Raw genomic sequence first — 25,352 nt, forward strand, 5'->3', positions numbered from 1 at the left:
TTTTGCTAGAGAGAATTTTTTTCGCTTGACAAAAGCCTTCTAATGGGTGACCCTTACTTACTTACTTTGGTAGAAAAGACAGAGGCAAATACTCAGGAGAAGGTGAAAGAAGTAGCAGCAGATTGTGGTTATGAGAGCTATGCAAATTATGAGTACTCTTTGCGGGAGTCTTTGAAGCGATATACCCGTAGGGTTCAATCTCAAGCCTTACCTGGATGCACGAGGTTGTCTCAATATTCCCGTTGCGAAAGGAAAAGTCTCCTTTATAAGGAAAGTAGATGCTTATGGGAAAGTTGAAATTAACGGCGATCAATACTTTATCAGGAAAAAGCTTGAGGGACAGTACATTGTTGCAACCATTTTTACGCAGCGTAAGAAACGGGTGGTAAAACACGAGGGTAAAACGATCAAGACTTTTCCTTTTCCTATAAAGGGTCATATAATCGATCCCTTACTGAAAGATAAAAAGAAACGACAAACCTTATAGGAACTATTTAGCATGGGGCAAAACGGATTATTGTTGAATGTGTGTGAGTTTGTTTTCGTTGCACATTTTTAATTATTTTAGCGGGCAGGCATGGTTAACTCCAGTCGTCCTACGGACTCCTTCCGTTAACCATGCCTGCCCTTTATCTGATTAAGTTCACGATGTTATGATAGCAACCAGCTAGCCTTTAGTACACCGTCTTACGCCCCAAATACAGCAAGACGCCAATTGCAAATGCCATATAACCAATCAACAGAAACTTTGTGGTAAATGCGACTGAATTATTTGTATCCTCATGTGAGATATAGAGTTTGTAGGCGATGAGATTCGCCAGCGACCCTACCAGGCTCCCGAATCCGCCAACATTTGTGCCCCAAAGCAGGGCTTCCCACTGCGGAGTGAATCTGGCAAATAAAAGTGCTGCCGGAACATTGCTGATGATTTGGCTTAACAACGAAGAAAACATGAAGATATGGCCTGAATGTTTGATATTCTCAGCGAACAAGCATTGCACATTATCTGCAATACCAAAAAAAGCTACAAAAGTTAACAAGAGAGCGTAGTCGATTTGCAGACTGTCCCGATCAAAGAAAAGAACGAAGGCGACAACGATAAATCCAACCTGAATGGGGAGGATATGCAGCACAACGAAAATAATGCCAAGCAAAAATGCCGCATAGATATATGCCGATCTTCTGATAGTGGTTACGGGTTGAGGAACCTGATTATTTGATGTCTTTAATGCTATTGAGGCAAGGATGAGGAGTACGAGGAATACGAGGGAAAATGGCGCGATGGCTGCAACAAATGTTTCAGGATGAACCCCGTAAAACCAATAGATAAAAAGGTTTTGAGGGTTGCCAAAGGGTGTTAGTGCGGATCCGGCATTTGCGGCTAACGCTTCTAGAATGACTATGATATCTTTGCGATTTATATTGAGCTCTAGTGTCAGCGGAACGATAACAATTAGTGCCACATCATTCGTTATAAGCATGGCTAAAAGAAATGTGATAACAATCAGCTTTAACGGAATGAATTTCCCTCTTTCAACACTTTGAGATAGCCGTAATATAAGGCCGCTCTGTTCAAGCCCTTTTATAACGATAAAGAGAACTGCCAGAATAAAAAGAATCTGGTACTCGGCAATCGAAAGGACCGGCGAGCGATGAAGATATATGGATGTACCTACCAGCACAGCAATGGAGGCAATGAGCAGCCATTCCTTTAAGATAAAATCATACAATTTATCTTGTAGTTTCAATCTCTTCCCTGTGTCTGACTTCGCTGGTTAACAACCAAATTGGGCATCAGTGATCTCCTGTTATCTACTTTGAAATGTACTTTTTTCGCCGTCCAAGCCTTTAGGCCAGTAGGCGAAGTATCGATTTTCATTCGTTACATAGAACAATTGCTCAGGAGTGGCAAACTTGACAGATTCGGTAAATAATTTCTTTTCAACTTCCTTATTTCCGCGTCCCATAATGTGCTGATTCTACATTCTCTTGATTAAAATATAAAGCCTTTTCTTTAGGCACGTGCGTCTCATCGTTCACGCCTAGCGGGACATATCGCCCGCTTGCGGATGGGCAATATACACCCTGATACAATGTGTTTTTGTCAACAAACCAACTTTAAAAAACCGTCGGCTGTTTCCAGCAAACTGCACGGTAGATGCTCCACGCTTATTCAATACAGCGACAACAACTTATTCACCCGCTCGTCCGATTTACGGATTTTATGCATCACGAGATTGTCTTTTTCCTTTCGCCAACCTTACGCCTATTAAACCCTTGTTGAATTTTACTGATCAAATTATTTTGCGCGAAATCACCCAACGCTGAAACTCCGTGATCGTGAAGTCGTTTTCTGAGATGGTTTGCCGGGCATTCAATATCTCATGTATTTCTCCAATTTAAGTAGGTAAAAGATTCTCAACAGCCTTCCAGACAATCATTTCATCAATGATGTCACACCATGTGTTAACATGTATTAATATGTTCTAGAGTCTATGATGCGGTAATATCCGGATATTCTGTTAAGAAACTCATCATCATACTTTTTTTATCCTGCTAAGGGCTTCCCCGATAACCTCAAATCCCTCTCATCTGTTCTTTGTGTGATGGCGACATTTTGATCTTCCCTGAAATTCATACCTTGGGTAAATCTTTGCATTTCTTCTGCTGCTTGAAGAATATCTATAAGATTTTTCCGAATCGCATCTTTCATAAATGATGGTCTTTGTTTTTCAACTGTTTCTTTAAAAATCGGATTTCTAGCAGTAACAAAAAGATCAAGGCGTTTAATGGGGAATAGTCGACGGATACGATCGATTCCCGATTTTAGTTTAATCAGGTCAATTATAACGCAGCAAAGCCACAACCAAATCCCCCCTATCGTTCGACCGATCCTTCGGCAGGCTCAGGATGTTGCGCCGTGCATGGCGAGCCTGTCGAACCATCATGACGAAGTCAAGGGGGCGAAGCGGGGTGTAAAAAATTTGCAAAAAAAGAAAGATTTTACATGGTAATACTACAAGGAGAATATTATTTATTGTTGGATATGATTTCAATATTTTTGATGCCCGGCAGAGCATCCGTTGCTCCAACAGCGTATTATACCCGTGGCGGGCGGATACGCAGTTGGAGCAAAAGTGACCTCATCTCTCAGATCAACGGTGCTCTCTTCCTCCCGACCTCCCCGCGGTCAGAAGGAATATTTATTTTTCTATTTGTTCAACACTTACTAACGCACTGTTGCATGAAAAATAAAAACCAAGCAAAAGTAGTCAGGGGGCGTATCGCCAGTTCATGACAATATCAGTATAACGTTTGTCTTAAAATGCTACAGGCACTGCACTTTTCTTGCGGCTTTTTTCGAGGTCCTGTTCGTAGTATTTCATCACACCCTTGAGCGAACACAGGCTGCCGCACATAGTGCAGGTATCCTCATCCATGGGAGGACGGCTGTTGCGAATCTCCTGTGCGCGTTCTTTTGTTATTGCTGTTTCGTACTGCGTCTTCCAATCCAAGTCCCTGCGGGCGATGCCCATCTTCAAGTCTAAATTCTTGGCCTTATCTTTTAGTTTTACCATATCACCAACATGAGCTGCGATACGGGCGGCCATGACACCTTCGCGGACGTCATCAGGCCCGGGGAGGGCAAGGTGTTCCGGGGGTGTCACGTAACATATGAAATCGGCTCCATAACACGATGACAAGGCGGCGCCGATGGCCGACGAAATGTGATCGTATCCTGGCGCCACATCGGTGGTAATCGGTCCAAGCATATAAAATGGGGCGTTGTTGCTGAGACGTTTTTGGATAATCACGTTGGCCTCAATTTCATCGATCGGTATATGGCCAGGGCCTTCTACAATGATCTGTACTCCTTTGCTTTGGGCGTATTCGGCGATTTCGGAGTTGATAATAAGTTCCTGTATCTGGGCACGGTCGGTGCTGTCGTGGATGGCGCCTGCCCGGAGGCCATTTCCAAGGCTGAGGATGACATCGTGCTTTTTCATAATACCAATGAGACGGTCGATCTGCTCATAAAGCGGATTCTCTTTTTTGTTGTGATTCATCCATGCTGTTAAAAAAGAGCCTCCACGGCTTACAAGTCCGCCATAGCGATACCCTTGCTTTTTGAGTCGTTCTAACGTTATGAGGTTTATTCCACAGTGGATTGCCATAAATCCTATTCCCTCTTCTGCCTGTTGTTCAATGACATCAAAAAGGAAATCCGCTTCCATGTGTACAACCGAACCCTTCTTCTTGTTGGTTTCGATTGCAGCCTGATACAGGGGTACGGTGCCCACGGTAAGGGAAATGGAGTCCAGCACGCGTTTTCTGATCATGGTGAAATCTCCACCCGTTGAGAGTTCCATCAGGGTATCGGCGCCATATTTTTCGGCAGTTTTTGCTTTTTTTACCTCCATATCAATATCAACAATATCGGGCGAGGTGCCAATGCTGGCATTTACCTTTGTTTTAAGCCCCTTTCCAATACCAACAACACGGGCATTTCTATTTGGGTTTCCATAAATAACGATCTGCCCTTTTGCAATACCTTCGCAAATAAATTCTGGAGAAACATCATCGTAGGCTGCCGCCTCTTTCATTGCTTCTGTTATAATACCATCACGTGCGAGTTCTAACTGAGTTTTCATGTAATTTTACTCCAAATTAATAAACTAAATGGCAGATTCGCTTCGCTTAATCCACCTTACTCAACTCCAAAGACCGATTTTTATAAATTGTTGAAACAACCAGTGTAGCGTTTTTCAAAAATATCTACATATATTATTGTCACTGCGAGTGAAAGCGAAGCAACCTTGAGTCTTTTGTAAACAACAGATTGCTTCGCTTCGCTCGCTACGATAGCCTTTTTTTGCGTTCGCTATCGATTTCTTTTTCTATAAAAACTTAAAAAAATGAAAATTATATTATAATGTCTTTGTCGACTTTATCACGAAAAATTTTCAGCAAGACCTCTTTGTTAAATTTGGTTACATCCAGTCCTTTATCAAAGGGAATCACGCCTAACAGGGGAAGGCCGGTAAGCCGCTTTATTTCATCAATATTTGTCCTCATGACGACGTCATTGCCGTTTTCCGTGGACTCATTCATAACAATCCCCTTGACGGCGAGTCCGTGTTCGCGTGCATACGATACGGTTAATAGGGTGTGATTTATTGTGCCAAGGTTAGGCCGGCATACGACAATGACCGGCAACTCCATCTCATAGGCCAAATCCACAACAAAGTAGTATTCATCAATCGGGACAAGCAACCCGCCAATGCCCTCGATAATAAGATACTCATGCCTTTCACATAGAGAGTCATAGGCCATGCGTATTTTTTCCAAGTCTATCTTTGTATCACTCAGCCGCGCTGCTATCGTTGGAGCGAGGGGTTGTTCAAGACTGACGGGGTTGATGAGTTCATATTCGTCATCTACTTCCGCAGAATTTTTTAAAAAGATGGCGTCATCGGATATAAGGGTGTTATTTACCCGTTTACAGCCTGTAGCGATTGGTTTCATAACCCCAACGTCAAGCCCCTTGTTTCTGTAAAGAGCTGCCAAACCGCCGGCAACCATGGTCTTCCCTACCTGCGTATCCGTACCGGTAATAAAATATCCTTTTCCCATAACGCTTTCTCCTTCTCATAGCCCACACACACTGGAAAAGATAAAATACAAATCACGAAATTCGTATTTCAACTCTGTCAGGGTTTCAAACCCTGACAGAGTTAATTTTACTCATATCTTTGCTTAAGAATGTCAAAATTGTCTTTGGAAGATTCTTGATTTTATCGGCAATAAATTGTCTATGTTTAGGCGCTAAGCGCCTATGCCATTCTTCTGAGATGTTTGCCGTTATTGATCGTAACGTTCATGGTACATTTCTCTCAATGCCTGTGCTTCTTCGGGAGAAAGGCCCTTCATCCATCGGTGCTCCTCTTGCGCAAGCAGCGCTTCAATTTTGTTTTCATATTTTAACTGCATCTCCGGACTTTTCTGTGCCGCCGCCTTGATTACGGCGGGTAAAAATTTCAGATAGAAATGCTTTGCTACCTTATACATCCCCTGCCAGTGGGTAAAGTCAGGACCCATCATGCTTGCACCATGCCGCGCCCGGCGTCCCTCATGGTGCCACAGTTCCCAGAATATCCATTGCACCTCATGTTCAAAGGGAGCTTGCGGATTCAGCACCCCATCAGTGATTAATTCATTCATGAAAGATTGAGCAGGTCCGGCAAATTTTTCATTATAGAGCAACACTAAATCATCAAATTGCTTGTAAAAATTATCGATATAGGCGTCGTTATGGCAGTTTCTGCAAGCGCCTTTCATCTCTTCCCTGCGTTCTTGCCATGTTACAATTTTTATCACACGTCTCGGTACCGTCGTATTCACCAGTTTTTCATCTTTGTATACCTTCTCAATGGTCTGGACTTCATCGCCAACCTTTGGAAGCAGCTTCTTTTCCGGGTAATCTTCCTTATATCCATCCTCATAAATTATCAAGTTGATCTTTGTGCTCACCACGGGGCGAAGTGTCCAGCTAATTCGATTCCCTGTCTCATGGTTGTTTCCTATGTACACACCATTGAAAGTCATATAACCACCAACGTGGCAGGTAATACACGTAGGAGCCGCAGAGTAATCCCTTCCAAGAATCCAGTCGCCTTCTTTATCAAGCGCCATGTGATCCCGGTTCGCATAAAACGCAATGCCGTGCTTTGATTCGTTATACACCTCAATGTGCGGATGATCAGGGCCCATGTGACATTTACCGCAATTTTCCGGTGAGCGGGAAAGTTTTGACTCAAAGGCATGGCGGGAATGGCAGGCGTGACAGGACCCTTTTGACCCATCGGGATTGAGACGACCCATGCCGCTATTTGGCCATGTGTCAGGGTCCAGGACGGGTTTTCCGTCCATACCGTTTTTCATTATCTTTCCCTGAGTATCCCGTTTAAATTTAATCATGCTGCCATGGCACTGCCAGCAGCCGTTTGTGGCATCCGCAAAATTATTCGGGAGACCGGCCACCTTTTCCGCCAGCACGTTATCCAGGCTTGCCAGAATTTCACCCGCCTTTGCGTGACGGCTTTTTGAAAACCCTTCGTACTCCCGCTGATGGCAACGTGCGCAGTCCTTTGGAGTGACCAGGGTGGCTATCAAAACGTCTTCGTGCTGCCAGGCATCAACCTCTCCCGGATTAGCCTTGTGGCAATTCACACAACCGACACCGTGCTGTGCATGCCGCGACCGTTCCCACTCCAGAACGAGGGCAGGAGCGTAGTTCCGGTGGCAACTGACACACTGCTTATTTTCGACGGTGATTACCGGGGGCAGTTCTTCCTTTTTTTTCCGTTGCTTCGAAAGCGCTGCGTTCTTCTGCCGAAATCCCTTCTGTTCCGCACAACCGGTAACCATAACCAACATACCTAGCATCGCAAACAAACAGACACTTCGTATCGTATTCTGTGGTTGAATCATATCTGTCTCTCCCGGGTTACTCTTTTTTATGCAAGCGGTCATTTTCGACGCTGAGAAATATTCTAAACGCATCTCTGTCTTCTTTTAATTCAGAGGATGAGGCAAGGAAGATTTTGAAAGATTTCATAATGATGAAGTTTCCCTTTTTTTCAATTCTCATAACGCAACAAAGCCGCAACCCTCTTCTCCTTAGTGAAGGAGGAAAAGAGGGTTGTGGAAATACTTGTTACAAGAGAAGGGTGTCCGAAATGACACCGCAAGACATCACGGCGAGCCATTTACCTTTACGTCAAATGTACACCCCAGAAGTTTTGCGGCGCGCCGGCAGGCAACCATGCGAGCCGTAAATATTTCGAAATATTCCACCAGATCCGAGATGTCCTTGTCAATATCGAGATTGAGGGTAATTGCCTTTTTCGGCACGTCTATATGCAGCTCGGATTTTGTTACGGCGTAATTGACCCGGTCGTGGATATCAAAGGTAATCTCCTTTGTACTTCTTACTCTCGAACGGTGGACATCCGATTTGTCTGCAATAATGAGCGCTGCAGATACGGGGCTTACGATATCACAGGTACCTTCATCATGGTTTCCTACTGCGCTCATCACGAGAACACGGTCTTCCACGGGCATGTTGAGTTCTTTTAAGAACAGAGCAGACAGGAAAGCGCTGTGTTCCGGATGCGAGTGGCGGCTAACCACATTTCCTATATCATGAACATACCCGGAGATGGCTGCGAGTTCACAAGCATTTTCATCATAACCAAGTTCCTGAAGGATTTTCCTCGCGTTTTTTGCTACATAATTTCCATGGCGTTCTCCATGTTCCGTATAGCCGATTACCCCTAAAAAATCATTTGCTTTTTTTATATATACTTGAACGTCCGGATGGCTCTTAACCTGTTCTAATGTAATCATAGCTGCTTATTTTGCCTTTTTCCATGTGGTACCGTCTGGTTTATCATCCAGTGCAATACCGATTTCTGAGAGTTTATTACGGATAAAATCTGATAATTGCCACTGCTTCGCCTTCCGCAATTCATTGCGGGTGTCGATAAGGACATTCATGACATCTTCCGTCGTTTTATCTTCAGCTTGCCAACCAAAGGAAAGGGTTGCAGTTTGTGCTTTTGTCTCCTTATCACTGCGTTTCGGGATAATTCCCAGAATATCACCGCCGAGTTGCTGATACAGGGTATCAATGTCCTCCAGGCATTTCTTACTGACCTCCTGGCCTGAGTTAAGCAAGGTATTGACCTCTTTTGAAAAGTCAAAAAGGACGGCAATTGCGCTGGAGGTGTTGATATCTTCATCCATTGCCTCGATGAATGCCTTCCTGCAGTGTTCCAACTTTTCTGAGAAAACACCAGTCGGTGAACCGTTCTTTGCGGAGCTGATCCGCTCCCACAGATTTTCCATGGTATTGAGCAGGCGTTTGAGGCCTTTGTCCGCCGCATCCAGAGCCTCATTACTAAAATCCAATGGGCTGCGGTAATGGGTATTGAGGATAAAGAACCGGACCGTTAAGGGGTTGTATTTTTTAAAGGCATCCTTGAGAGTAATAAAATTCCCGAGAGATTTCCCCATTTTTTGACCATTTACGGTAACCATATTATTGTGAATCCAGTATCGCACAAAGGGCAATTCATTCGCTGCCTCGCTCTGTGCAATTTCGCACTCGTGATGCGGGAAGATGTTTTCCAGTCCGCCACCATGAATATCCAGGGTCTGTCCGAGATATTTCATCGACATGGCGGAACATTCAAGATGCCAGCCGGGAAAGCCTTCTCCCCAGGGACTCTTCCATCGCATGATGTGGCCAGGCTCTGCCTTCTTCCAAAGTGCGAAATCGGAAGGATTTTTTTTCTCGGGGTTAATTTCTATCCGGGCGCCTGCCTCAAGTTCCTCCTGCTTTCTTCCAGAAAGCTTTCCATATTCCTTAAAGGCATTAACGTTAAAATAGACGGAACCGTTGGATACATAGGCAAACCCTTTTGCAATCAACTTTTCCACGAGTTCAATTTGTTCCGGAATATGCGCCGTTGCCCGTGGTGAGATGTTGGGTCTCACATTGTTCAGCGCATCCATGTCCTCGAAGTAACTCCGGGTATAAATTTCGACAAGTTCTGCCGGCTCGAGTCGTTCTCTCTGGGCGCGTTTTAGTATCTTATCCTCACCGGTGTCAGCATTGTCAGTCAGATGTCCGACGTCGGTGATATTCTGTACGTAACGAACTTTATAACCCATATATCGAAGATAACGGACGATAACATCAAAACTCACATAGCTCTTTGCATGCCCGATGTGAGGATGGTCGTAAACGGTAGGACCACAAACATACATGGTCACAAGACCTTCATGCAAAGGGGTAAAGATTTCCTTTTTTTTTGTTAGAGAGTTATAAAATTTTAGCGTCATGTTTATATTCTTAAGATATTAAATCTGCGTTATAATGGTTCCTCTAGAGTACTGGTAAGAAAATACACATTTTCATACACTGACCCGAAACGGGTCGTAAAAGACAAAATCTGAAGTACGAAATTGATGAGTCAACCCGGTCCAAGGTTAATTTTATTCATGTTTTCACCAACATCGAACAATTACTTTCTTATCAGAAGGAATCGTTCGATCCTCTTTTTGCACGTATCAATGCCCAAAATCAGGGCAATATTATACATTTCCAGTCCATGTTCTCTTCCGGTTAAGGCGACCCGGATAGGCAGATAAAGTCCCTTGCCATTTACCTTTGTTTCCTCTTGAACAGCCTTTAGAATATTTTTGAAAATTTCAGAAGAAAGAACGTGTGTTTTGCAGAGTTCGTTGTAAAAAGACAAGAGTACCGATTGTGTTATCTCTGACGTCAGAAACTCGATATGTTTCTCACTGACAACAACATCCCTGAAAAAGATATTTGTTTCCTGGGCAATTTGAGACATACAGGATATGTTGTTTCGCACAGCATCTACGATCAACTTCAGCTTCGTCCTGTCGATTGCGTATTCATCTGCGGAAATGAAGCCGGCGGCTTGCAGATAAGGTATCGCTAAATCGACAAGCCTTTCTATTTCAGCTTCCCTGAGGTATTGCCCGCTTAGCCAATCTAATTTTTGTTGATCAAATACCGATGGAGCCTTACTCATTGTACCGATTTCAAACGTATCGACAATATCGTCGGCCCTAAATTTTTCTTTTTTATCCCTTGGCGCCCACCCGAGGAGCATCATGTAGTTAAGGATCGCCTCTGGCAAATAACCCAATTTACGGTATTCAGAAAGAGAAAATGCCCCATGCCGTTTGCTCAGGAGTGTCCGGTCTGCACCCATAGTAAGCGAAAGATGGGCGAATTGTGGTGGTTTTTGACCCAATGCATGAAAAAGCACTATGTGACATGGAGTATTTGACAAATGATCCTCTCCGCGGATGACGTGGGTAATCTTCATCATGGTGTCATCTACAGCAACGGCAAAGTGAAACGAAGGTGTTCCATCAGAGCGCATAATCACAAAATCACCAAACAAACTCAAGTCAAATTGACATACCCCCCGAATTAAATCTTCAAAGACAAGCAATTCCTCCGGAACTTTAAAACGGATGACAAAATTCAGTCCAGATGTCTCAAAAGCCTTTATTTGCTTGTCTGTCAGGTTACGGCAGCGATTGTCATATCGTGGAGGCTTTCCTGTTAGTTTTGCAATCTGCCTGCGTTCTTCCAATTCCTCCAGGGTACAATAGCAGCGGTATGCAAGCCCTTCTTTTAAGAATTTCTGGCAGATATCGTGATAGATCTGCAACCGCTCTGACTGTACATACGGACCGTATTGACCGCCCGCATCCGGGCCTTCCTGCCATGCCAGACCTAACCAATGGAGGTCATCCATGAGTTGAACCATGTGTTTTTTTTCAGAACGTGCAATGTCGGTATCTTCGATCCTCAGGATAAAGATGCCGTTATGCCGTCTTGCGAATAGCCAGTTGTAAACGGCCATGCGTGCATTTCCGATATGTAAGAGACCAGTAGGTGAAGGTGCAAAACGAACTCGAACCATTTTAGTATTTAATAAGACGAGATTTAATTAGGTTGGGTTTTAAAAGATAAGAACCCAACGATGTTATTTTTTTATAATAATTGAATTTTATAAAAAAGCCACCACCGATCGTTCAACGAAGCTTACGGCGAAGTTCCCCTTACAGTTTAACCACAAGGGATTTCGTCAAAAGCTCCGTCGAACGATAAACCACACGCGCTACGCATCTTATTCATTCCCGGAATAGCCATTCCAAAGATACATAGGTTTGGTACCGTCACGGTCTTGCAGATGAGAAATATCCAGCTTGATGGTATTCTGCTGAAACAACTTTTTAGACATTAAGCCAAAAAGATCCGCCAGCCCGTAGTGTTTTTCATATCGCACAACCGTTGCTTCCGTAAGTCCCGCCATTTTTTTTGTTATAGCGATAGCATCTTCCGGGTAACCTAACTGATCAATCAACCCCTTTTCGAGCGCTTGCCTTCCGGTATAGATTCTCCCGTCCGCAATCTTTTTTACCGCTTCAATATCAAGATTCCTTCCTGTGGAAACCACCTGTACGAATTGCAGGTACATTTCATTGATGATGTCTTTTAACACGTCTGCTTCATCTGCCGTCATCTGTTTCAGCGGAGAACCAATCTCTTTGAGATTACCGGAGGCAATGGAATTATCCTTGATGCCATACCGGTTGATCAGTTCCGCTACATTAATTAGTGGCATAATTACCCCGATACTTCCGGTAATTGTTGTAGGATGCGCGACAATGGCATCAGCTGCGGTGGAGATGTAATATCCGCCGGAAGCAGCAACATCCTGCATATAGACAACAACCTTCTTCTGCGTCCCGGCTTTAAATTTTGTAATCTGATGGTAGATAATATCACTTGCTGTGATACCACCGCCCGGGCTATCTATTTCAAGCAGCACAGCCTTTACCTGGTTATCATCTGCGGCATACTCGAGTTGTTGTTTTACAACATCAACAATGCTGGGTTTTTCCAGAAAGAAACCTTCTGCCGATTCATTACTCAATATGCCCTTAATGGAGATGATGGCAACCTTATTTTCGCCGTTTTCTTCGAGAATGGTTTCATCAACGTGTTTTCCGGCTTTCACCGCGGCGCTCGTAACGAATGACTTATTGAGCACAAGAGAGCCGATAAAAAGGACAAAGAACAGTAGAGCACATAAGAAGAAGAACGAGGCAAAACCAACAGCAATCCAAAAACCCGCACCTCTGCTCTTTTTTATATATACCGTTTGCCACCCTGCTCCCGGCGGTACATTGTTATGTTGAATATCAGTCATAAACCCCCTCTATCTGTTTTTCTTTGTTTTTCGGAAGACATGGGAAAGTTTCTAAATCCTTCAGAGAATTTGACAAAGATTTTGACAAAGCTCGCTGACTGTCTTTCGTGGAATACGGATCTTCGATAAATTTATAAAAATTGGACAATTTCCATTGCATCTTGCATAATAAATCAGATAAGGACTATTGCGAATATAACGGATTCATACATCTTTCTTCCTGAATATATGCTTCGCCATGCCATTCAGGTATGAGGGTGTGAGGTATACACAACACATCCAATATTTTAGCCACAACAAAATTCACCTGATCCTCTATCGTCTTTGGATGATGATAGAATCCCGGCATTGCTGGCAAGATACATGCCCCGGCGGATGATAATTTCAGCATGGCCTCCAGATGAATGGGGGACAGAGGTGTTTCACGGGGTACAACTATCAGTTTTCGTCCCTCTTTTATGGTAATGCCTGCCGCGCGCTGGATAAGATTGTTTGAAATGCCATGGGCAATTGAACACAAGGTATTCATACTGCAGGGAATGATGATCATTGACTTGACTGGGTAGCAACCGCTGGCGATAGTCGCGCCCATGTCCGAGTTGTTGTAGCAAGTAATATTATCCATAAAACACTCGGAAAATAGTGCAGAATTCGGATAGATACCATTGAAATCAACTCCTAGTTCATGCTTGATAACCAGAGCAGCCGCATCCGATATTGCCAAATGGACGTGGTATTCCAGCTTGCTGAGGATCTGTAACAGACGTTGTGCATAGAGAGCGCCACTGGCCCCGGTAATACCAATAATAATATTTTCCACACTACCCTCCTGAAACATGAAACGGCTTTAATACGGAAAGCACATCGTAAATAGCATGGGTATAAACGGCAACACCCAGTCCCCGAGACAGGAATATCGTGGCCAAAACTACTCCAGACAATGCCCTGAAAGTAAAATTCGTATCTGTCAAAACATCACCCAAACTCCCCACATAATGCATAGCAGCAAAAAGCAGAGCGCCTGTCATGACACTTATTGTTGCGCTCATGGGTTTGGAGATTTTCAAGAGGGTTGCAAAGACAAAGCATAATAATTTGATAAGCAAAAGCCGGAATACAATTTCTTCATATACCCCAGCTCCGATTGAAAGAATAATTCCCAGCCACATATTAACGGAAAAAGGTCTTGCGAGTGCACAAGGAAATAATAGCTTATACACAACATACCCAATGACATTGCCGATGAAAAGGGCATACACCACACTTTCTAAAAACATAAAGATGAATGTCAGAAGATCCAGTTTATGTTTTTTTTCTACATAAATTGCTGATATTAGAAAGAAAACAATAACCAAAAAATTAAATATTAAAGAACCATTTTTGCCAAATAGAGTAAAAATTTTTTCAATAAAGACACCCGAAGCATTTTTAATACCTGATCCTTGTAATGCGATTCCCGTCTCATATAAGACCAGTAAAGGCAGGATAAACAAATAACTATTGGCAATATTTTTTGAACGATGGTAATACGATTCCATGTAGATCAGGTCAGTTTATATAAACCGTTTTATTATAAAAAGTCAGAGACGATGAGCCATAACTTTTTTTCATAGAAAATATCTAGAGGCTATTGTGGACGGGAAGTTAGTATATCAATCAAGGCTGGGGGTGTCAATAAAGTTTCAGAGGTCTGTGACCATTATTGTCAGTCTTGCAGTGGGCCTGCACCGTTAAAAGTGAAAAATTATTTGACAAAAAAGGTCGATGTGCTACAATTTTAGCTAATTTGTACGGTACGAGACAATTTGATAGCCGGTTTGTGTGTGTAAAATTGTCGATCTAAAGAAAGGGATGCAGTATGGTTCCTATGGAACTTTCAAAGATCATCATTACGGAGACCAGCGATCACCAGATTATTGTTTTGAAGGAAAGGGAAGGGCAACGAAGTTTCCCTATCGTTATCGGTCTCCATGAGGCGTGGGCAATTGATCGGGCAGTGAAAGGGGTTACCACTCCACGTCCTTTGACACACGACCTGATAGGAAGCATTATCGAAGGCTTGAATGCAGGAGTACGAAAAATCATTATCAACGACCTGAAGAATAATACCTTTTATGCAAAGATTGTATTGCAGCAAAATGAATTAATGGTGGAGATTGATTCCAGACCCAGTGATGCTATAGCGGTGGCTATGCAAAAGAATACGCCGATCTTTGTGGCCACAAAGGTCTTGGAGGAAGTTTGCAAATCAGAAGGTGAGTTTTAGCCTGTTCCTGACAGGTTCATGGATGCGAGGAGGGATGGCCGAGTGGACTATGGCGGCAGTCTTGAAAACTGCTGGAGGCGAAAGCCTCCCGTGGGTTCGAATCCTACTCCCTCCGCCAAGTACAACAAAAAGGATTGGAGCTTTTCTTTCAGGAATAAACCACGAATATCTTGAGTATATGAGGAAAGGTATCCGTGGTTATTTTATTGAAAATAATCTGGAATAGTGTAGCATTTCATAAAAATGTTTACGTAGGTTATGCTATTGTCATTGCGAGCAACCGTGAAGCAGTCTTAAGTTTTTTTGAACAACAGATTACTTCGTCGCTTCACTCCTCTCAATGACATTTGCTTGTGTATAGATTTTATGAAACGTTATACAAAATTATAGAGCACTGCATAACCGTAACCAAGTGCTCTAACGAGAGGAACCAATCCCCTTGAATCTCCGTTAAGGAAGGAGGCCTGAGGGATTTTTGAAAATTTTTTCTAAAAACATGCTTTTCCTGAAAACTTCTCTTCATAAAAGCGGCAAATGGGGAAAAGGAGTTTTTACAAAATGATATTATACCGGAGAGGTGGCTGAGCGGCTGAAAGCGACGGTTTGCTAAACCGTTGTAGAGACAAAATCTCTACCCCGGGTTCGAATCCCGGCCTCTCCGCCATGATTGAAAATATTTTTTAACAAAATAATGTTATAAAAATATTTCAGCATTTTTGCTGACTATAGCAGCGCTGATCGCCATCTCCTCGCATTCCGATCTACCGGCTCAGACATTTAATATCTTCCCATGGTTGATACCCAACCGATAGCAAAGACAACCTTACAATCCCCTTTACAGCAATCCGTCCAATACCTGAAAGGTGTTGGACCAAAACGGAGTGATATCTTTGGAAAGTTGGGAATCCACACGATACGAGACATGCTTTTCCACTTCCCAAGGGATTACAAAGACCATACCCGCATACAAAAAATTTCAGAGGCTGCAGTAGGAGCAGAAATTACCATCCAGGGGAAGATACTTGGCGTTCAAACAAGAATGGCAAGAAACAGAAAGAATATCCTGGAAGTCTTTGTCGGTGATGGAACAGGCACGATTGCGGCGACCTGGTTTAATCAGCCGTTTTTAGCGAATAAATTCCGTGTCGATAATACGGTTATTCTGCATGGCAAGGTAGGTGCATACAAATACCTGCAGCTGTTAAGCCCGGAATATGATATTATCCAGGAGGACGAATTTCCTGCGAAGGAAGGGGGCGTTGTTCCTGTTTATCCGCTTACCGAGCGTATGAGTCAGACCCATTTCCGCAAGATCATGAAACTGGCGGTGTTTCAGTTTTCTGGTTATATCGAGGAGGCGCTTCCAGAAGAGATTATAAGAAAAAATCGATTCGTCTCTATAAATGAGGCAATAAGAGATATCCATTTTCCGGAAACATTTGAACATTTAAAAAACGCCAGATCCAGACTTGTCTATGAAGAATTGTTTACCCTTGAATTAGCCATGGCGCTGAGACGTCGTGGCATTAAAGAAGAAACTGGACTTTCGTTCAAGATCGGGGCAAACGTCGACGCCCATATCCGGAACCTCATCCCGTTTACCCTGACAAAGGCGCAGGAACGGGTAATTTATGAAATTACGGAGGATATGCGAAGCAGCAAGCCTATGAACCGACTGTTGCAAGGTGACGTCGGTTCCGGAAAGACCGTTGTGGCAATGTATGCCATCCTTGCCGCCATTGCCAACGGTTATCAAGCTGCTTTTATGGGGCCAACAGAAATACTGGCCAAGCAACATTTCCAAACTATTCAGAAATATCTGGAACATTCGTATGTCAGGATGCGGTTATTGACGGGCGATATCCGTTCCAGACAAAAAAAGGATATTCTGGATCAAATCCAATCCGGCCAGGTCGATTTGGTTGTGGGGACGCATGCCCTTATTGAGGATACCGTTCAGTTCAAACAGCTCGGCCTTGTGGTAATAGACGAGCAGCATAAATTTGGTGTAGTGCAACGCCTGAAGTTGAAAAAGAAGGGGACTTGCCCTGATATGCTGATCATGACTGCAACCCCGATTCCCCGCACCCTATCTCTTACTTTGTTTGGCGATCTGGACATTTCAATACTGGATGAAATGCCGCCCGGACGTCCCCCCGTTAAGACCCTTTGGGTACCCGCAGATAAGGAAATGAATGCCTATCGTTTTATGTATGCGGAAATTACAAAGGGCAGACAGGTTTTTATCGTCTATCCTCTTGTTGAAGAATCAGAAAAATTTGACCTGAAATCGGCAGTTGCAGAGTCAAAAAGGTTGCAGCTGGAAGTGTTCCCAACCCTCAGGGTGGGCTTACTTCACGGCCAGATGAAATCGGCTGAAAAGGACAAGATTATGATGGATTTTAAGGAAAAGAGATACGACATCCTGGTATCTACCGTAATCATCGAGGTGGGGATCGACATTCCCAATGCCTCGATAATGGCGATCGTACACGCAGAACGGTTTGGCTTATCCCAGCTTCATCAATTGCGTGGACGCATAGGCAGGGGAAGTGAGCAGTCGTATTGTCTGCTGTTTGGGAATCCCAATAGCTCTGTATCGGGTGAGCGGATCAGGACTATGACGAGGACCTGTGACGGGTTTAAAATCGCCGAGATGGATTTCCGATTGCGGGGTCCTGGTGAATTCTTTGGTACACGCCAGCATGGTTTGCCCGAGCTCAGAATAAGCGACCTCATAAAGGATTTTCCTATACTCAAAAAAGCCAGGGATGACGCATTTGAACTTGTTTCCCAGGATCCGCAACTTATCATGAACACCCACGACAAGATGAAACAAAAGATTTTGGAAACTTTTAAAGACCGGCTAGAACTTATTAACATATGAAAAGCCCACATAATAGTTCCCCGAAGCAGAAACTGATAACACATTCAGGAATCTTGTTCATTTTAAAATACCATAATGATGACAACTCCGGCAATCATAGTAATACCGCCAACGAACCGTTCCATAATATTGGTTTCGCGAAACCAAAAAGCGCCGTATAGTATGCCGAAAAGGAGACTCATCCGTTTTACGGAAATAACATAAGCAGTTTCTGCAAGATTTACTGCAAGAAACTGGGTAACCGTTGCGAGGGCAATAGAAAAGCCAATCGGACCAAACAGGGTTACCCGGGAGAATATCTGCCCCATTTTACCATGATTATTCCATAATAGAACGGGAAGAAAAATTACAGAGAATATGGGAAGAAACGTTGCAGTAAAAAAGAGCGGGCTGGAATGCAATATTGCCATTTTCCCTAAGTTTGAGGTAACGCTGTAGATAAAGGCCACAATGATCATATAGAGCGAGCCGCGTTCCCGCTGTATGGCCTTAAAGGGTTCTAATATGCCCTTCCTGGTGGTTCTTACGTTCAGCAGGTAAGCACCAACCGCAGTGAGGACGATGCCCACAACACCATGTTTCCCAAGCTTTTCACCCAGGATAAGGTCTGAAGTAAAGATCATAAAAATCGGGCTTAAAGCAAGAAACGGCAAACTGATAGACAGAGGTGATAATTTGATCGCCTTCATATACAGTATGAGGGCAATAGTCTCCAACGGAAACAGGAGGAGCATTGCAAAATAAAAATGGATGTCTGGCCTGGGTATCTCGATGAACGGTAAAAGTAAGAGTAAAAAAGGCGAGGCAAATCCTATCCGCACCCATGCGATGAGATATTCGTTGCTCTTATGAAGTGACTTCTTACAAAGGGCATCAGCCGACGCAGTAAAAAAGGCGCAAAAAAAAGACAGAAGGAACCAGTTCAAAATTTATATCCGATTTTCCGGAGAAACTGCCTTCGGTTCTGGATGTCTTTTTCACCCTCCACTCCTTTCGGACTATAACCATCAACAACGCCCAGTACTCCCCTGCCTTGTTCGGTTTCAGCCACGATGACTTGCACAGGATTGGCAGTTGCACAAAAGATAGTACATACCTCAGGACAAGCCTTGACGGCGTTCAGCACATTCACCGGAAATGCCTCTTTGATAATGACGACAAAGGTATGACCTGCTGCAATCGTGCGGGCATTTTGAATCGCCGTTTCCCGAAGCGTGGCATCATTCCCTTCTGCCCTGACAAGACGTGGGCCAGAGGCCTCACAGAAGGCGATGCCAAATTTTGTACCGGGCACGGCGTTGATCAGAACTTCATACAGGTCTTCAACGGTTTTAATAAAATGGGCTTGCCCAATAATGATATTGGCCCCCTCAGGGATTTCCATAGTAACGGGCTTAATTTCCATCATACCTTATTTCAACTCAATAACGTTAACCTTTCCAAAACTATCAAGGGGTTTGTCAAACTTTTCCCTGTCCCCCACCACGAGAATCCTGATCTTGTCCGGGTGCAGATATTTCCTGGCAACCCGTTGAATATCATTCTGAGTAACGACCTGAACATTCTCCAGGTACGTTTCCAGATAATTCAATGGCAATCCTTCATATTCAATATCTACCTTTTGCGCGACGATACTGGCGCTTGTCGTAAACCGGAAAATGAACTGATTCACAAAGGTTTCCTTCGCCTGGACTAATTCTTCTTTATCGACGGGAGTTTTACAAATTTTTTCCAGTTCTTCCAGCGCTATGGAGATGGCGCGGTTCGTTGACTCCGACTTGGTCTGACATGCAACAAAGAATATCCCCAGATCACGCGCCGTCTGAAAGGCGCTGTAAGCAGAGTAAGCAAGCCCTTCATCCGAACGAATTCTGCCCGGAATACGGGCAGTAAAACTTCCGCCACCCAGGATAAAATTCATAAGCATCACAGGAAAATAGTCAGGACTCCTGCGTTGAATGCCCAGGTGGCCCATAATAACATTCGCCTGATTGATGTCCTTGTATACATAATAAACAGACTTTTCAAATCTGCTTTCTACCTTGGGAACTTCCGGAAAACAAACCTCTTCTTTTTTCCATCCGGAGAACACGGCATTGAGTTTCCTGATAATCTCATCCTTATTAAAATCTCCCGATATTCCAAAAATACTATTATTAGGACGGAAATAGTTCTTATGAAAGGAGATCATATCCTCACGGGTAATCTTCTCAATAGTTTCCAGGGTTCCCTCAATCTTTCTGCTGTACGGATGTTTGCTGTCATACAAAACCCTGCGGAATTCCCGGTGTGCAATTTGTGAGGGATTATCATTTTCACGCCGGATAGATTCAATGACTTCATCTTTTCTCATCCGGATCTTTTCTTCAGGAAATGCCGGATTCATGATTACATCCGCGAAGATTTTTAAGCCTTTGTCAATATCCTTCTTGAGTGCAGACAGATTAACACTCCCTGATTCACGGTCAATAGAGGTTTCCACCGAGGCGGCCATAAATTCAAGCTCCTCATTCATCTTATCTGCCGGCATCGACATCGTACCTCCGCTTCTCATTACATATCCGGTCATACTTGCCAATCCGGCTTTTTCCGGTGGTTCATACACGGCGCCCGTTCTGACACGTGCAGTGATATTAAATAAAGGCAGATCATGATCTTCCAGAAGATACACAACCATACCATTCTCCAGAACAACCCTCTCCACTTTTGGAGGAACAAAATTGAGCGGCTTGAATTTAAAACCCGATACAATCCTTGCGCCCTCCGACTCGGGTTTCCCCGCAGGAGGAGTCACAACATGCTCATGCCCCTGAGGCTGCGCAACGAGACTACCGGAATAAACCATAGAAAACATACATACCAGAAAAGCAAAATACTTTTTTTTGTTCACGTTTTTATCTCCCTTGTTTCTCCGCTTTTGTACGGCAATTTTATGCTGCCGAAAAAAACTTTTTAATGCGCTAACGCTGGTTTTTTCGCAGAATTTGTTTCTTTTGTCTCTTTTATCTTTTGGTTATTTTCTTTTTTCACCAACATCGCCACGGTTCGGTTGTTCTTCGCCAGATATTTATTTGCAACCCGCACCACGTCCTCTGCAGTTACCTGCGACAGCTTGTCCATGAAGGTGTTAATGTATCGCCAATCAGAAAGGACCTCAAACTCTCCTATCTCATTGGCAAGTCCTGAGGCAGAATTAAGGTCACGGATGAAATCCGCCTCTAGCTGGTTTTTAATCTTTTGTACTTCCCAGTCAGAGGGCGGGGACTTTTTTATTTTTTCGACTTCTTCATAAAAAGCAGATTCTATCTCCGCCACCGTATGAGGCGCCCGTGGCACGGCAATAAACGTAAATGCATCAGGATATTTACTGATATCATTGTAAGCATGAGCCATAACGGCAATGCGTTTTTCTTCAATCAAAGATTTATAGAGTCTGGAGGTTCTGCCGTCTGAGAGAAGCGAGCTCAGGATATCCAGGGCATACAGGTCAGGATGGCCAATGGCAGGAATGTGATAGGAAATCGCTATAAAGGGATTTGACTCAAACTCTATCTCGACCCTCCGTTCTCCTCTCTGTTCCGGTTCCACCGTTTTTACCTTTGGGGGCGCTGGCTGACTGGGAATATCACCAAAGTATTTTTCCACTAATTTTACTGTCTCGTCAGGATTAAAATCACCCACAATGATGATTACTGCATTATTGGGGGCATAGTATCGCTTAAAATATTCTTCCGTATCTGTCTTGGTAATATTTTGCACATCCGATCTCCATCCAATCGTAGGCCAACGGTAAGGATGTGCAATGAAGGTTACCGCATTCAGTTGTTCAACCAGCAAGCCCATCGGGCTATTCTCGGTTCTGAGTCTCCTCTCTTCCATAACGACGTCCCGTTCAGAGTAAAATTCTCTGAGTACGAGATTTTTCATGCGGTCCGATTCAATAAATGCCCATAATTCCAGCTTGTTTGCGGGGAGATCGCAAAAATAATAGGTGCCGTCGGTACTTGTTGCTGCATTCAATCCGGAAGCACCGTGCCGTAAATAGAGCGAAAAGACCTCATCTTTTACCACCAACTCCCGGAGTTTTTTTCTCACTTCTTCCAACTCCTTTTCGAGCGATTCAATTCTCTTCTTATCAGCAGATTCCCCCTTGTCTCTTTCATTAGAGAGTTTCGTGACCAAATCATCTTCTTTGTCAAGCAAAGGTTTTTCCGCAGTATAGTCTTTGGTTCCAAATATCTTTGTGCCTTTAAACATCATATGTTCAAAGAGGTGAGAAACGCCAGTAATCCCCGGCCGTTCATCAACCGACCCGACCTTATAATTAACGCGAAGGCATACAATCGGCACATCATGCTTCTCCAGCATAAGCAATTTTAAACCATTCTTCAGCACATGCTCTTTTACATCAAGCTTCAGGGAGTTTGCAGAAGATCCGCCAGTAAACAACGCAATGCTTGTTATGACCAAAAAGATAGATGACAAAGTCTTTTTATTCATTTTTTTCAATACTCCTTACTATTTTGCAAAGGACCCTTACGGCTATTAACATTTTTAAATTTTAAGATGAAAGCCAATGGATTTGCAACGTAATTTTTTTATTTCCCTTTCCCGTTGCGAACCTTCGGCTTATAGCGCAGTAGCTTTATCCGATTAGAAATATTTATGTACGGTTTTTATTATACCCAAACGCTTTTGCCGGGTATCCAATAGACCCGAACTTCCCGAATTCCCGCTAAAAACGTGCGGAAGACATCTCAGGAGCAATGAAACAAGATTCGTTTGGACAATTTTACGAGAGCAGGTTTCCTAACTTTTTTTCACCTTAACTGTCGATTCTTTTTACGCCCGCCATACTGATCCGTTGCCTGAACGAAATGATTCTTGAATGTATGATATATTCATGTTAACATTTGAAACTATCTGTGTTCAAAAATACCTGGTTGTCAGAAACGACATTTTATGAATCTACGGGGGTCAGTCATGATGGAAAAAAGGATGTGCCTGGTTTTTACTGCAATGGTATCTGTTTTTTTACTATGTGTAGGATATACCGGAAATGCAGATGAACTGAAACACGATACAAATGCGGCAAAACAGTTAGAGATCATCAGAAAAACCCTAAGCGGTTTGACCGAAATGAAATTTAAGGATGCAAAGAAATACTACGAACAGTCGCTGAAGGATCTCAATACGTTAATCGATACCTATGCACAAACAGACGAGGCATTGCAGGCAAGGTTTTACACTGGCGTAGTTCATTTTGAAATGCGGAATTTTGAAGATGCCATTACCTGTTTTAATGCGGTTTTAAAGCAGGGGGAGATCGATCATAATTTTAAAGCTCGCACCCTATACTTTAAGGCAAAGGCACTCTTAGCAAAGGGAGATTTAACTACAGCAAAAGAGACGGTAGCGGAGCTACGGCAGGTTGAGCCCAGGGCTGCAGATGCCTTTGGCAATGAATTGAACGGCATGGTGCGGATCGGCAAGGATGCGCCGCCTTTTAATGTAACGGATTTTAATGGAAATGTTATTGACCTGTCAAAATACAAAGGAAATGTTACCATTCTGGAGTTTTGGGCAACATGGGCTGATCCTTGTATACAGGAGTTTCCTAAATTCAAAAAATTATATAGTAAGTTTAAGGATAAGGGAGTTCAGTTCCTTGGCATAAGCCTCGATGATGACATTGAGGATTTGCGTGGTTTTGTAAAGCAGGAATCGGTTGAGTGGCCACAGATATTTGACGGAAAACGTTGGAAGGGAAAGCTTCCCGCCCTTTATAACATAGAAATAATACCCATGATTGTGGTGCTGGATCGGGAAAATAAGGTGCGTTATCTCGGAAGCGAAATAGAGAACGTTAGCCAGATTGTAACTGCACTTCTATCTGAATCAAAGGAATTGCCTTTGTTCCGGTAACAACAGATTTCTCCTTACGGAAACCCTTCAATACCTAACTGTTTACTAAACTGTATTATCAGCAATAAAATTCCAAATACTATAATGGCTACGATGAGGACACAGTTTTTCTTTCTTTTGCCAGCATCTGAGGATTTTACCGGCGTGGCAATCTTTTTTTCACTCATTATCTTGTGCTGAAGGCTCGCATGAGTCTCGCTCTTCCCGATGAATCTTTTGTGGTGATCTGCCTTCTGGTGTTTTCTGAGTATCCCGGCTTATACTGCTCTCTGGCAGCGGCGGACTTCGTCGTGAGCCCTGTCGAACGATAAATCACCCGCACTACGTAGTTTGTTTCATGCCGATTTCTTGAAACGTACGATTTTTAAAAAACCAAATTGTTACGATGTCCCTTGTTTTTTGCTCTTCCAGAAATACATGCCTAAAATGGTGACGATGCACAACCAGATTTGTACGCCAACCACATAGTAAAGAATGCTTTTCATCAGCTTCCCAAAATAGGTTCCCTTCCATCTTTCAGCACTCTTTTTTAAAGGATTTTTAAATAAGGTTGAACCAGCTTGCCTAAATGATTTGAAAAGGTTTTTAAATACAGGATTCTTTTTATCTACCTTGATATAAGGAGATTTATATTCCGGCTCACTTTCCGGTTCACTTTTCTTTTCATAGGACGGTTTTGTAGGTTCCGCATATTGCTTTTGAAATCGCTTTGTCGCCTCCAATCCACCCAGCGGCTTTGTCTCCGGCAAAGAGGGCTTTTCGCTTGCAAGCGGCCTGGATTCCTCTGATGACGCATCCGGTTTTTCGACAGCGGGTCTTTCCTTTTCAACCACCTTCTCCTGAACTCCCGATTCAGGAACCCGGGTATCGCGAGCAGACGTTTCCGGCGGTTTTGTCTCTGCAGCATGGGAAGCGTCAGCCCTCGTCTCCGGCGACTCTGTTTTTTCTGGTTCTGCCCTTTCTTCCGGTTCTTCTTTTTTGGGAGGAGTAACAGGCTTTACTACCTGAGAAGGACCTCCCGCCATGTTTTGCATGCGTTCTTCTATCAATTTTTTATATTTTTGAAGTTCTTCCTCCGCCTTGTCGTTCATACCTAATTTCTTGTATGCCAGCCAAAGCCGTTGATATGCCTCAACATATTCTGGCTTGATTTTGGTGACTTTGGTAAATTCCTTAACTGCATCGTCAAACATATTTTGCCTGAAATAGATGCTTCCCATTCCAAAGTGCGCTTCGGCATGATCCGGATTAATCTCTGTCACCTTCTTCAACATCTCCAGAGATTGATCCAGTTTCCCCAACTTGTATAAATTGTATGCATCAAGATACCATCTGTTCGCCTCATCGTCCCTGTCGGCAAAAAGAGGCCGTAAAGAGATTATGCCACAGAGGGTGACCACAGATAGGAATATAAAGGAAATTTTTTTTATGTCTCGCATAGGTA

General features: G+C 43.5%; 20 protein-coding genes and 2 tRNA genes. 5 read left to right on the forward strand and 17 right to left on the reverse strand.

The features are described from left to right. Positions 1–674: 674 nt before the first annotated feature. The 11 genes from BIY37_RS11085 to BIY37_RS11140 all read right to left on the reverse strand — a co-directional run bounded on the left by BIY37_RS11085 (position 675) and on the right by BIY37_RS11140 (position 14,368). Positions 675–1,748, reverse strand: a complete 1,074-nt coding sequence (locus BIY37_RS11085; RefSeq protein WP_070067914.1) for an SLC13 family permease — start codon at positions 1,746–1,748, stop codon at positions 675–677. A gap of 800 nt (positions 1,749–2,548) precedes the next feature. Then, positions 2,549–2,866 (reverse strand): hypothetical protein, encoded by a 318-nt coding sequence (locus BIY37_RS13230; protein WP_143299260.1) that lies wholly within the window; start codon positions 2,864–2,866, stop codon positions 2,549–2,551. A gap of 454 nt (positions 2,867–3,320) precedes the next feature. Continuing rightward, positions 3,321–4,652: a phosphomethylpyrimidine synthase ThiC gene (gene thiC, locus BIY37_RS11100; RefSeq protein ID WP_070067917.1), complete on the reverse strand. Its 1,332-nt coding sequence runs from the start codon at positions 4,650–4,652 to the stop codon at positions 3,321–3,323. Positions 4,653–4,923: 271 nt separating this feature from the next. Further along, positions 4,924–5,634 carry a dethiobiotin synthase gene (gene bioD / locus BIY37_RS11105; protein WP_070067918.1) on the reverse strand — a complete coding sequence of 237 codons (711 nt, stop codon included), beginning with the start codon at positions 5,632–5,634 and terminating at the stop codon, positions 4,924–4,926. A 228-nt stretch (positions 5,635–5,862) separates the two neighbouring features. After that, positions 5,863–7,491: a multiheme c-type cytochrome gene (locus tag BIY37_RS11110; RefSeq protein WP_070067919.1), complete on the reverse strand. Its 1,629-nt coding sequence runs from the start codon at positions 7,489–7,491 to the stop codon at positions 5,863–5,865. A gap of 264 nt (positions 7,492–7,755) precedes the next feature. Further along, a complete protein-coding gene (locus BIY37_RS11115) occupies positions 7,756–8,409 on the reverse strand; it encodes an HD domain-containing protein (RefSeq protein ID WP_070067920.1) in 654 nt (217 codons plus the stop codon). A gap of 6 nt (positions 8,410–8,415) precedes the next feature. Next, a complete protein-coding gene (gene cysS, locus BIY37_RS11120) occupies positions 8,416–9,909 on the reverse strand; it encodes a cysteine--tRNA ligase (protein WP_070067921.1) in 1,494 nt (497 codons plus the stop codon). 182 nt (positions 9,910–10,091) lie between these two features. Continuing rightward, positions 10,092–11,537: a glutamate--tRNA ligase gene (gene gltX, locus BIY37_RS11125; protein ID WP_070067922.1), complete on the reverse strand. Its 1,446-nt coding sequence runs from the start codon at positions 11,535–11,537 to the stop codon at positions 10,092–10,094. 207 nt (positions 11,538–11,744) lie between these two features. Next, positions 11,745–12,830 carry a signal peptide peptidase SppA gene (sppA, locus tag BIY37_RS11130; protein WP_070067923.1) on the reverse strand — a complete coding sequence of 362 codons (1,086 nt, stop codon included), beginning with the start codon at positions 12,828–12,830 and terminating at the stop codon, positions 11,745–11,747. A gap of 184 nt (positions 12,831–13,014) precedes the next feature. Then, positions 13,015–13,650, reverse strand: a complete 636-nt coding sequence (locus BIY37_RS11135; RefSeq protein ID WP_070067924.1) for a UbiX family flavin prenyltransferase — start codon at positions 13,648–13,650, stop codon at positions 13,015–13,017. Position 13,651: 1 nt separating this feature from the next. Further along, complete coding sequence (locus BIY37_RS11140; protein WP_070067925.1) at positions 13,652–14,368, reverse strand: CPBP family glutamic-type intramembrane protease; 717 nt, start codon at positions 14,366–14,368, stop codon at positions 13,652–13,654. 329 nt (positions 14,369–14,697) lie between these two features. Here BIY37_RS11140 and BIY37_RS11145 point away from each other — a divergent pair, with 329 nt between their 5' ends. The 4 genes from BIY37_RS11145 to recG all read left to right on the forward strand — a co-directional run bounded on the left by BIY37_RS11145 (position 14,698) and on the right by recG (position 17,983). Then, positions 14,698–15,096, forward strand: coding sequence for a bifunctional nuclease family protein (locus BIY37_RS11145; RefSeq protein ID WP_230402521.1), 399 nt, complete (start codon positions 14,698–14,700; stop codon positions 15,094–15,096). A 28-nt stretch (positions 15,097–15,124) separates the two neighbouring features. Beyond that, positions 15,125–15,214, forward strand: a tRNA-Ser gene (locus tag BIY37_RS11150). A gap of 453 nt (positions 15,215–15,667) precedes the next feature. Next, positions 15,668–15,760 (forward strand) — tRNA-Ser (locus BIY37_RS11155). A 126-nt stretch (positions 15,761–15,886) separates the two neighbouring features. After that, positions 15,887–17,983 carry an ATP-dependent DNA helicase RecG gene (recG, locus tag BIY37_RS11160; protein WP_070067927.1) on the forward strand — a complete coding sequence of 699 codons (2,097 nt, stop codon included), beginning with the start codon at positions 15,887–15,889 and terminating at the stop codon, positions 17,981–17,983. A gap of 62 nt (positions 17,984–18,045) precedes the next feature. Here the strand turns inward: recG and BIY37_RS11165 are convergent, their stop codons facing one another. The 4 genes from BIY37_RS11165 to BIY37_RS11180 all read right to left on the reverse strand — a co-directional run bounded on the left by BIY37_RS11165 (position 18,046) and on the right by BIY37_RS11180 (position 22,483). Continuing rightward, positions 18,046–18,909 (reverse strand): DMT family transporter, encoded by an 864-nt coding sequence (locus BIY37_RS11165; protein ID WP_080325042.1) that lies wholly within the window; start codon positions 18,907–18,909, stop codon positions 18,046–18,048. Next, positions 18,906–19,388, reverse strand: coding sequence for an adenosine-specific kinase (locus tag BIY37_RS11170; protein WP_070067929.1), 483 nt, complete (start codon positions 19,386–19,388; stop codon positions 18,906–18,908). The genes BIY37_RS11165 and BIY37_RS11170 overlap by 4 nt, the downstream gene beginning before the upstream one ends. Positions 19,389–19,394: 6 nt before the next feature. Beyond that, positions 19,395–20,873, reverse strand: a complete 1,479-nt coding sequence (locus BIY37_RS11175) for a M16 family metallopeptidase (protein ID WP_080325043.1) — start codon at positions 20,871–20,873, stop codon at positions 19,395–19,397. A 62-nt stretch (positions 20,874–20,935) separates the two neighbouring features. Further along, positions 20,936–22,483 (reverse strand): M16 family metallopeptidase, encoded by a 1,548-nt coding sequence (locus BIY37_RS11180; RefSeq protein WP_070067931.1) that lies wholly within the window; start codon positions 22,481–22,483, stop codon positions 20,936–20,938. Positions 22,484–22,966: 483 nt separating this feature from the next. Between BIY37_RS11180 and BIY37_RS11185 the strand changes: the two genes are divergently transcribed. Further along, positions 22,967–23,908, forward strand: a complete 942-nt coding sequence (locus tag BIY37_RS11185) for a TlpA disulfide reductase family protein (protein WP_070067932.1) — start codon at positions 22,967–22,969, stop codon at positions 23,906–23,908. A gap of 14 nt (positions 23,909–23,922) precedes the next feature. Here the strand turns inward: BIY37_RS11185 and BIY37_RS13560 are convergent, their stop codons facing one another. Both BIY37_RS13560 and BIY37_RS11190 read right to left on the reverse strand, forming a co-directional pair. Further along, complete coding sequence (locus tag BIY37_RS13560; protein ID WP_179129380.1) at positions 23,923–24,075, reverse strand: hypothetical protein; 153 nt, start codon at positions 24,073–24,075, stop codon at positions 23,923–23,925. Between the two features lie 213 nt (positions 24,076–24,288). Beyond that, on the reverse strand, positions 24,289–25,347 hold the full coding sequence (locus tag BIY37_RS11190; RefSeq protein ID WP_070067933.1) for a tetratricopeptide repeat protein: 1,059 nt from the start codon (positions 25,345–25,347) through the stop codon (positions 24,289–24,291). Positions 25,348–25,352 lie beyond the last annotated feature (5 nt).

The sequence above is a fragment of the Candidatus Brocadia sapporoensis genome (assembly GCF_001753675.2).
Lineage (GTDB): Bacteria > Planctomycetota > Brocadiia > Brocadiales > Brocadiaceae > Brocadia > Brocadia sapporoensis.

What these genes read in the sequence shown, in the direction of transcription:
- thiC (WP_070067917.1), bottom strand. Translation starts at nt 4,652, where the DNA reads ATGAAAACTCAGTTAGAACTCGCACGTGATGGTATTATAACAGAAGCA.
- bioD (WP_070067918.1), bottom strand. Translation starts at nt 5,634, where the DNA reads ATGGGAAAAGGATATTTTATTACCGGTACGGATACGCAGGTAGGGAAG.
- BIY37_RS11110 (WP_070067919.1), bottom strand. Translation starts at nt 7,491, where the DNA reads ATGATTCAACCACAGAATACGATACGAAGTGTCTGTTTGTTTGCGATG.
- BIY37_RS11115 (WP_070067920.1), bottom strand. Translation starts at nt 8,409, where the DNA reads ATGATTACATTAGAACAGGTTAAGAGCCATCCGGACGTTCAAGTATAT.
- cysS (WP_070067921.1), bottom strand. Translation starts at nt 9,909, where the DNA reads ATGACGCTAAAATTTTATAACTCTCTAACAAAAAAAAAGGAAATCTTT.
- gltX (WP_070067922.1), bottom strand. Translation starts at nt 11,537, where the DNA reads ATGGTTCGAGTTCGTTTTGCACCTTCACCTACTGGTCTCTTACATATC.
- sppA (WP_070067923.1), bottom strand. Translation starts at nt 12,830, where the DNA reads ATGACTGATATTCAACATAACAATGTACCGCCGGGAGCAGGGTGGCAA.
- BIY37_RS11140 (WP_070067925.1), bottom strand. Translation starts at nt 14,368, where the DNA reads ATGGAATCGTATTACCATCGTTCAAAAAATATTGCCAATAGTTATTTG.
- BIY37_RS11145 (WP_230402521.1), top strand. Translation starts at nt 14,698, where the DNA reads ATGGAACTTTCAAAGATCATCATTACGGAGACCAGCGATCACCAGATT.
- recG (WP_070067927.1), top strand. Translation starts at nt 15,887, where the DNA reads ATGGTTGATACCCAACCGATAGCAAAGACAACCTTACAATCCCCTTTA.
- BIY37_RS11170 (WP_070067929.1), bottom strand. Translation starts at nt 19,388, where the DNA reads ATGGAAATTAAGCCCGTTACTATGGAAATCCCTGAGGGGGCCAATATC.
- BIY37_RS11180 (WP_070067931.1), bottom strand. Translation starts at nt 22,483, where the DNA reads ATGAATAAAAAGACTTTGTCATCTATCTTTTTGGTCATAACAAGCATT.
- BIY37_RS11185 (WP_070067932.1), top strand. Translation starts at nt 22,967, where the DNA reads ATGATGGAAAAAAGGATGTGCCTGGTTTTTACTGCAATGGTATCTGTT.
- BIY37_RS13560 (WP_179129380.1), bottom strand. Translation starts at nt 24,075, where the DNA reads ATGAGTGAAAAAAAGATTGCCACGCCGGTAAAATCCTCAGATGCTGGC.
- BIY37_RS11190 (WP_070067933.1), bottom strand. Translation starts at nt 25,347, where the DNA reads ATGCGAGACATAAAAAAAATTTCCTTTATATTCCTATCTGTGGTCACC.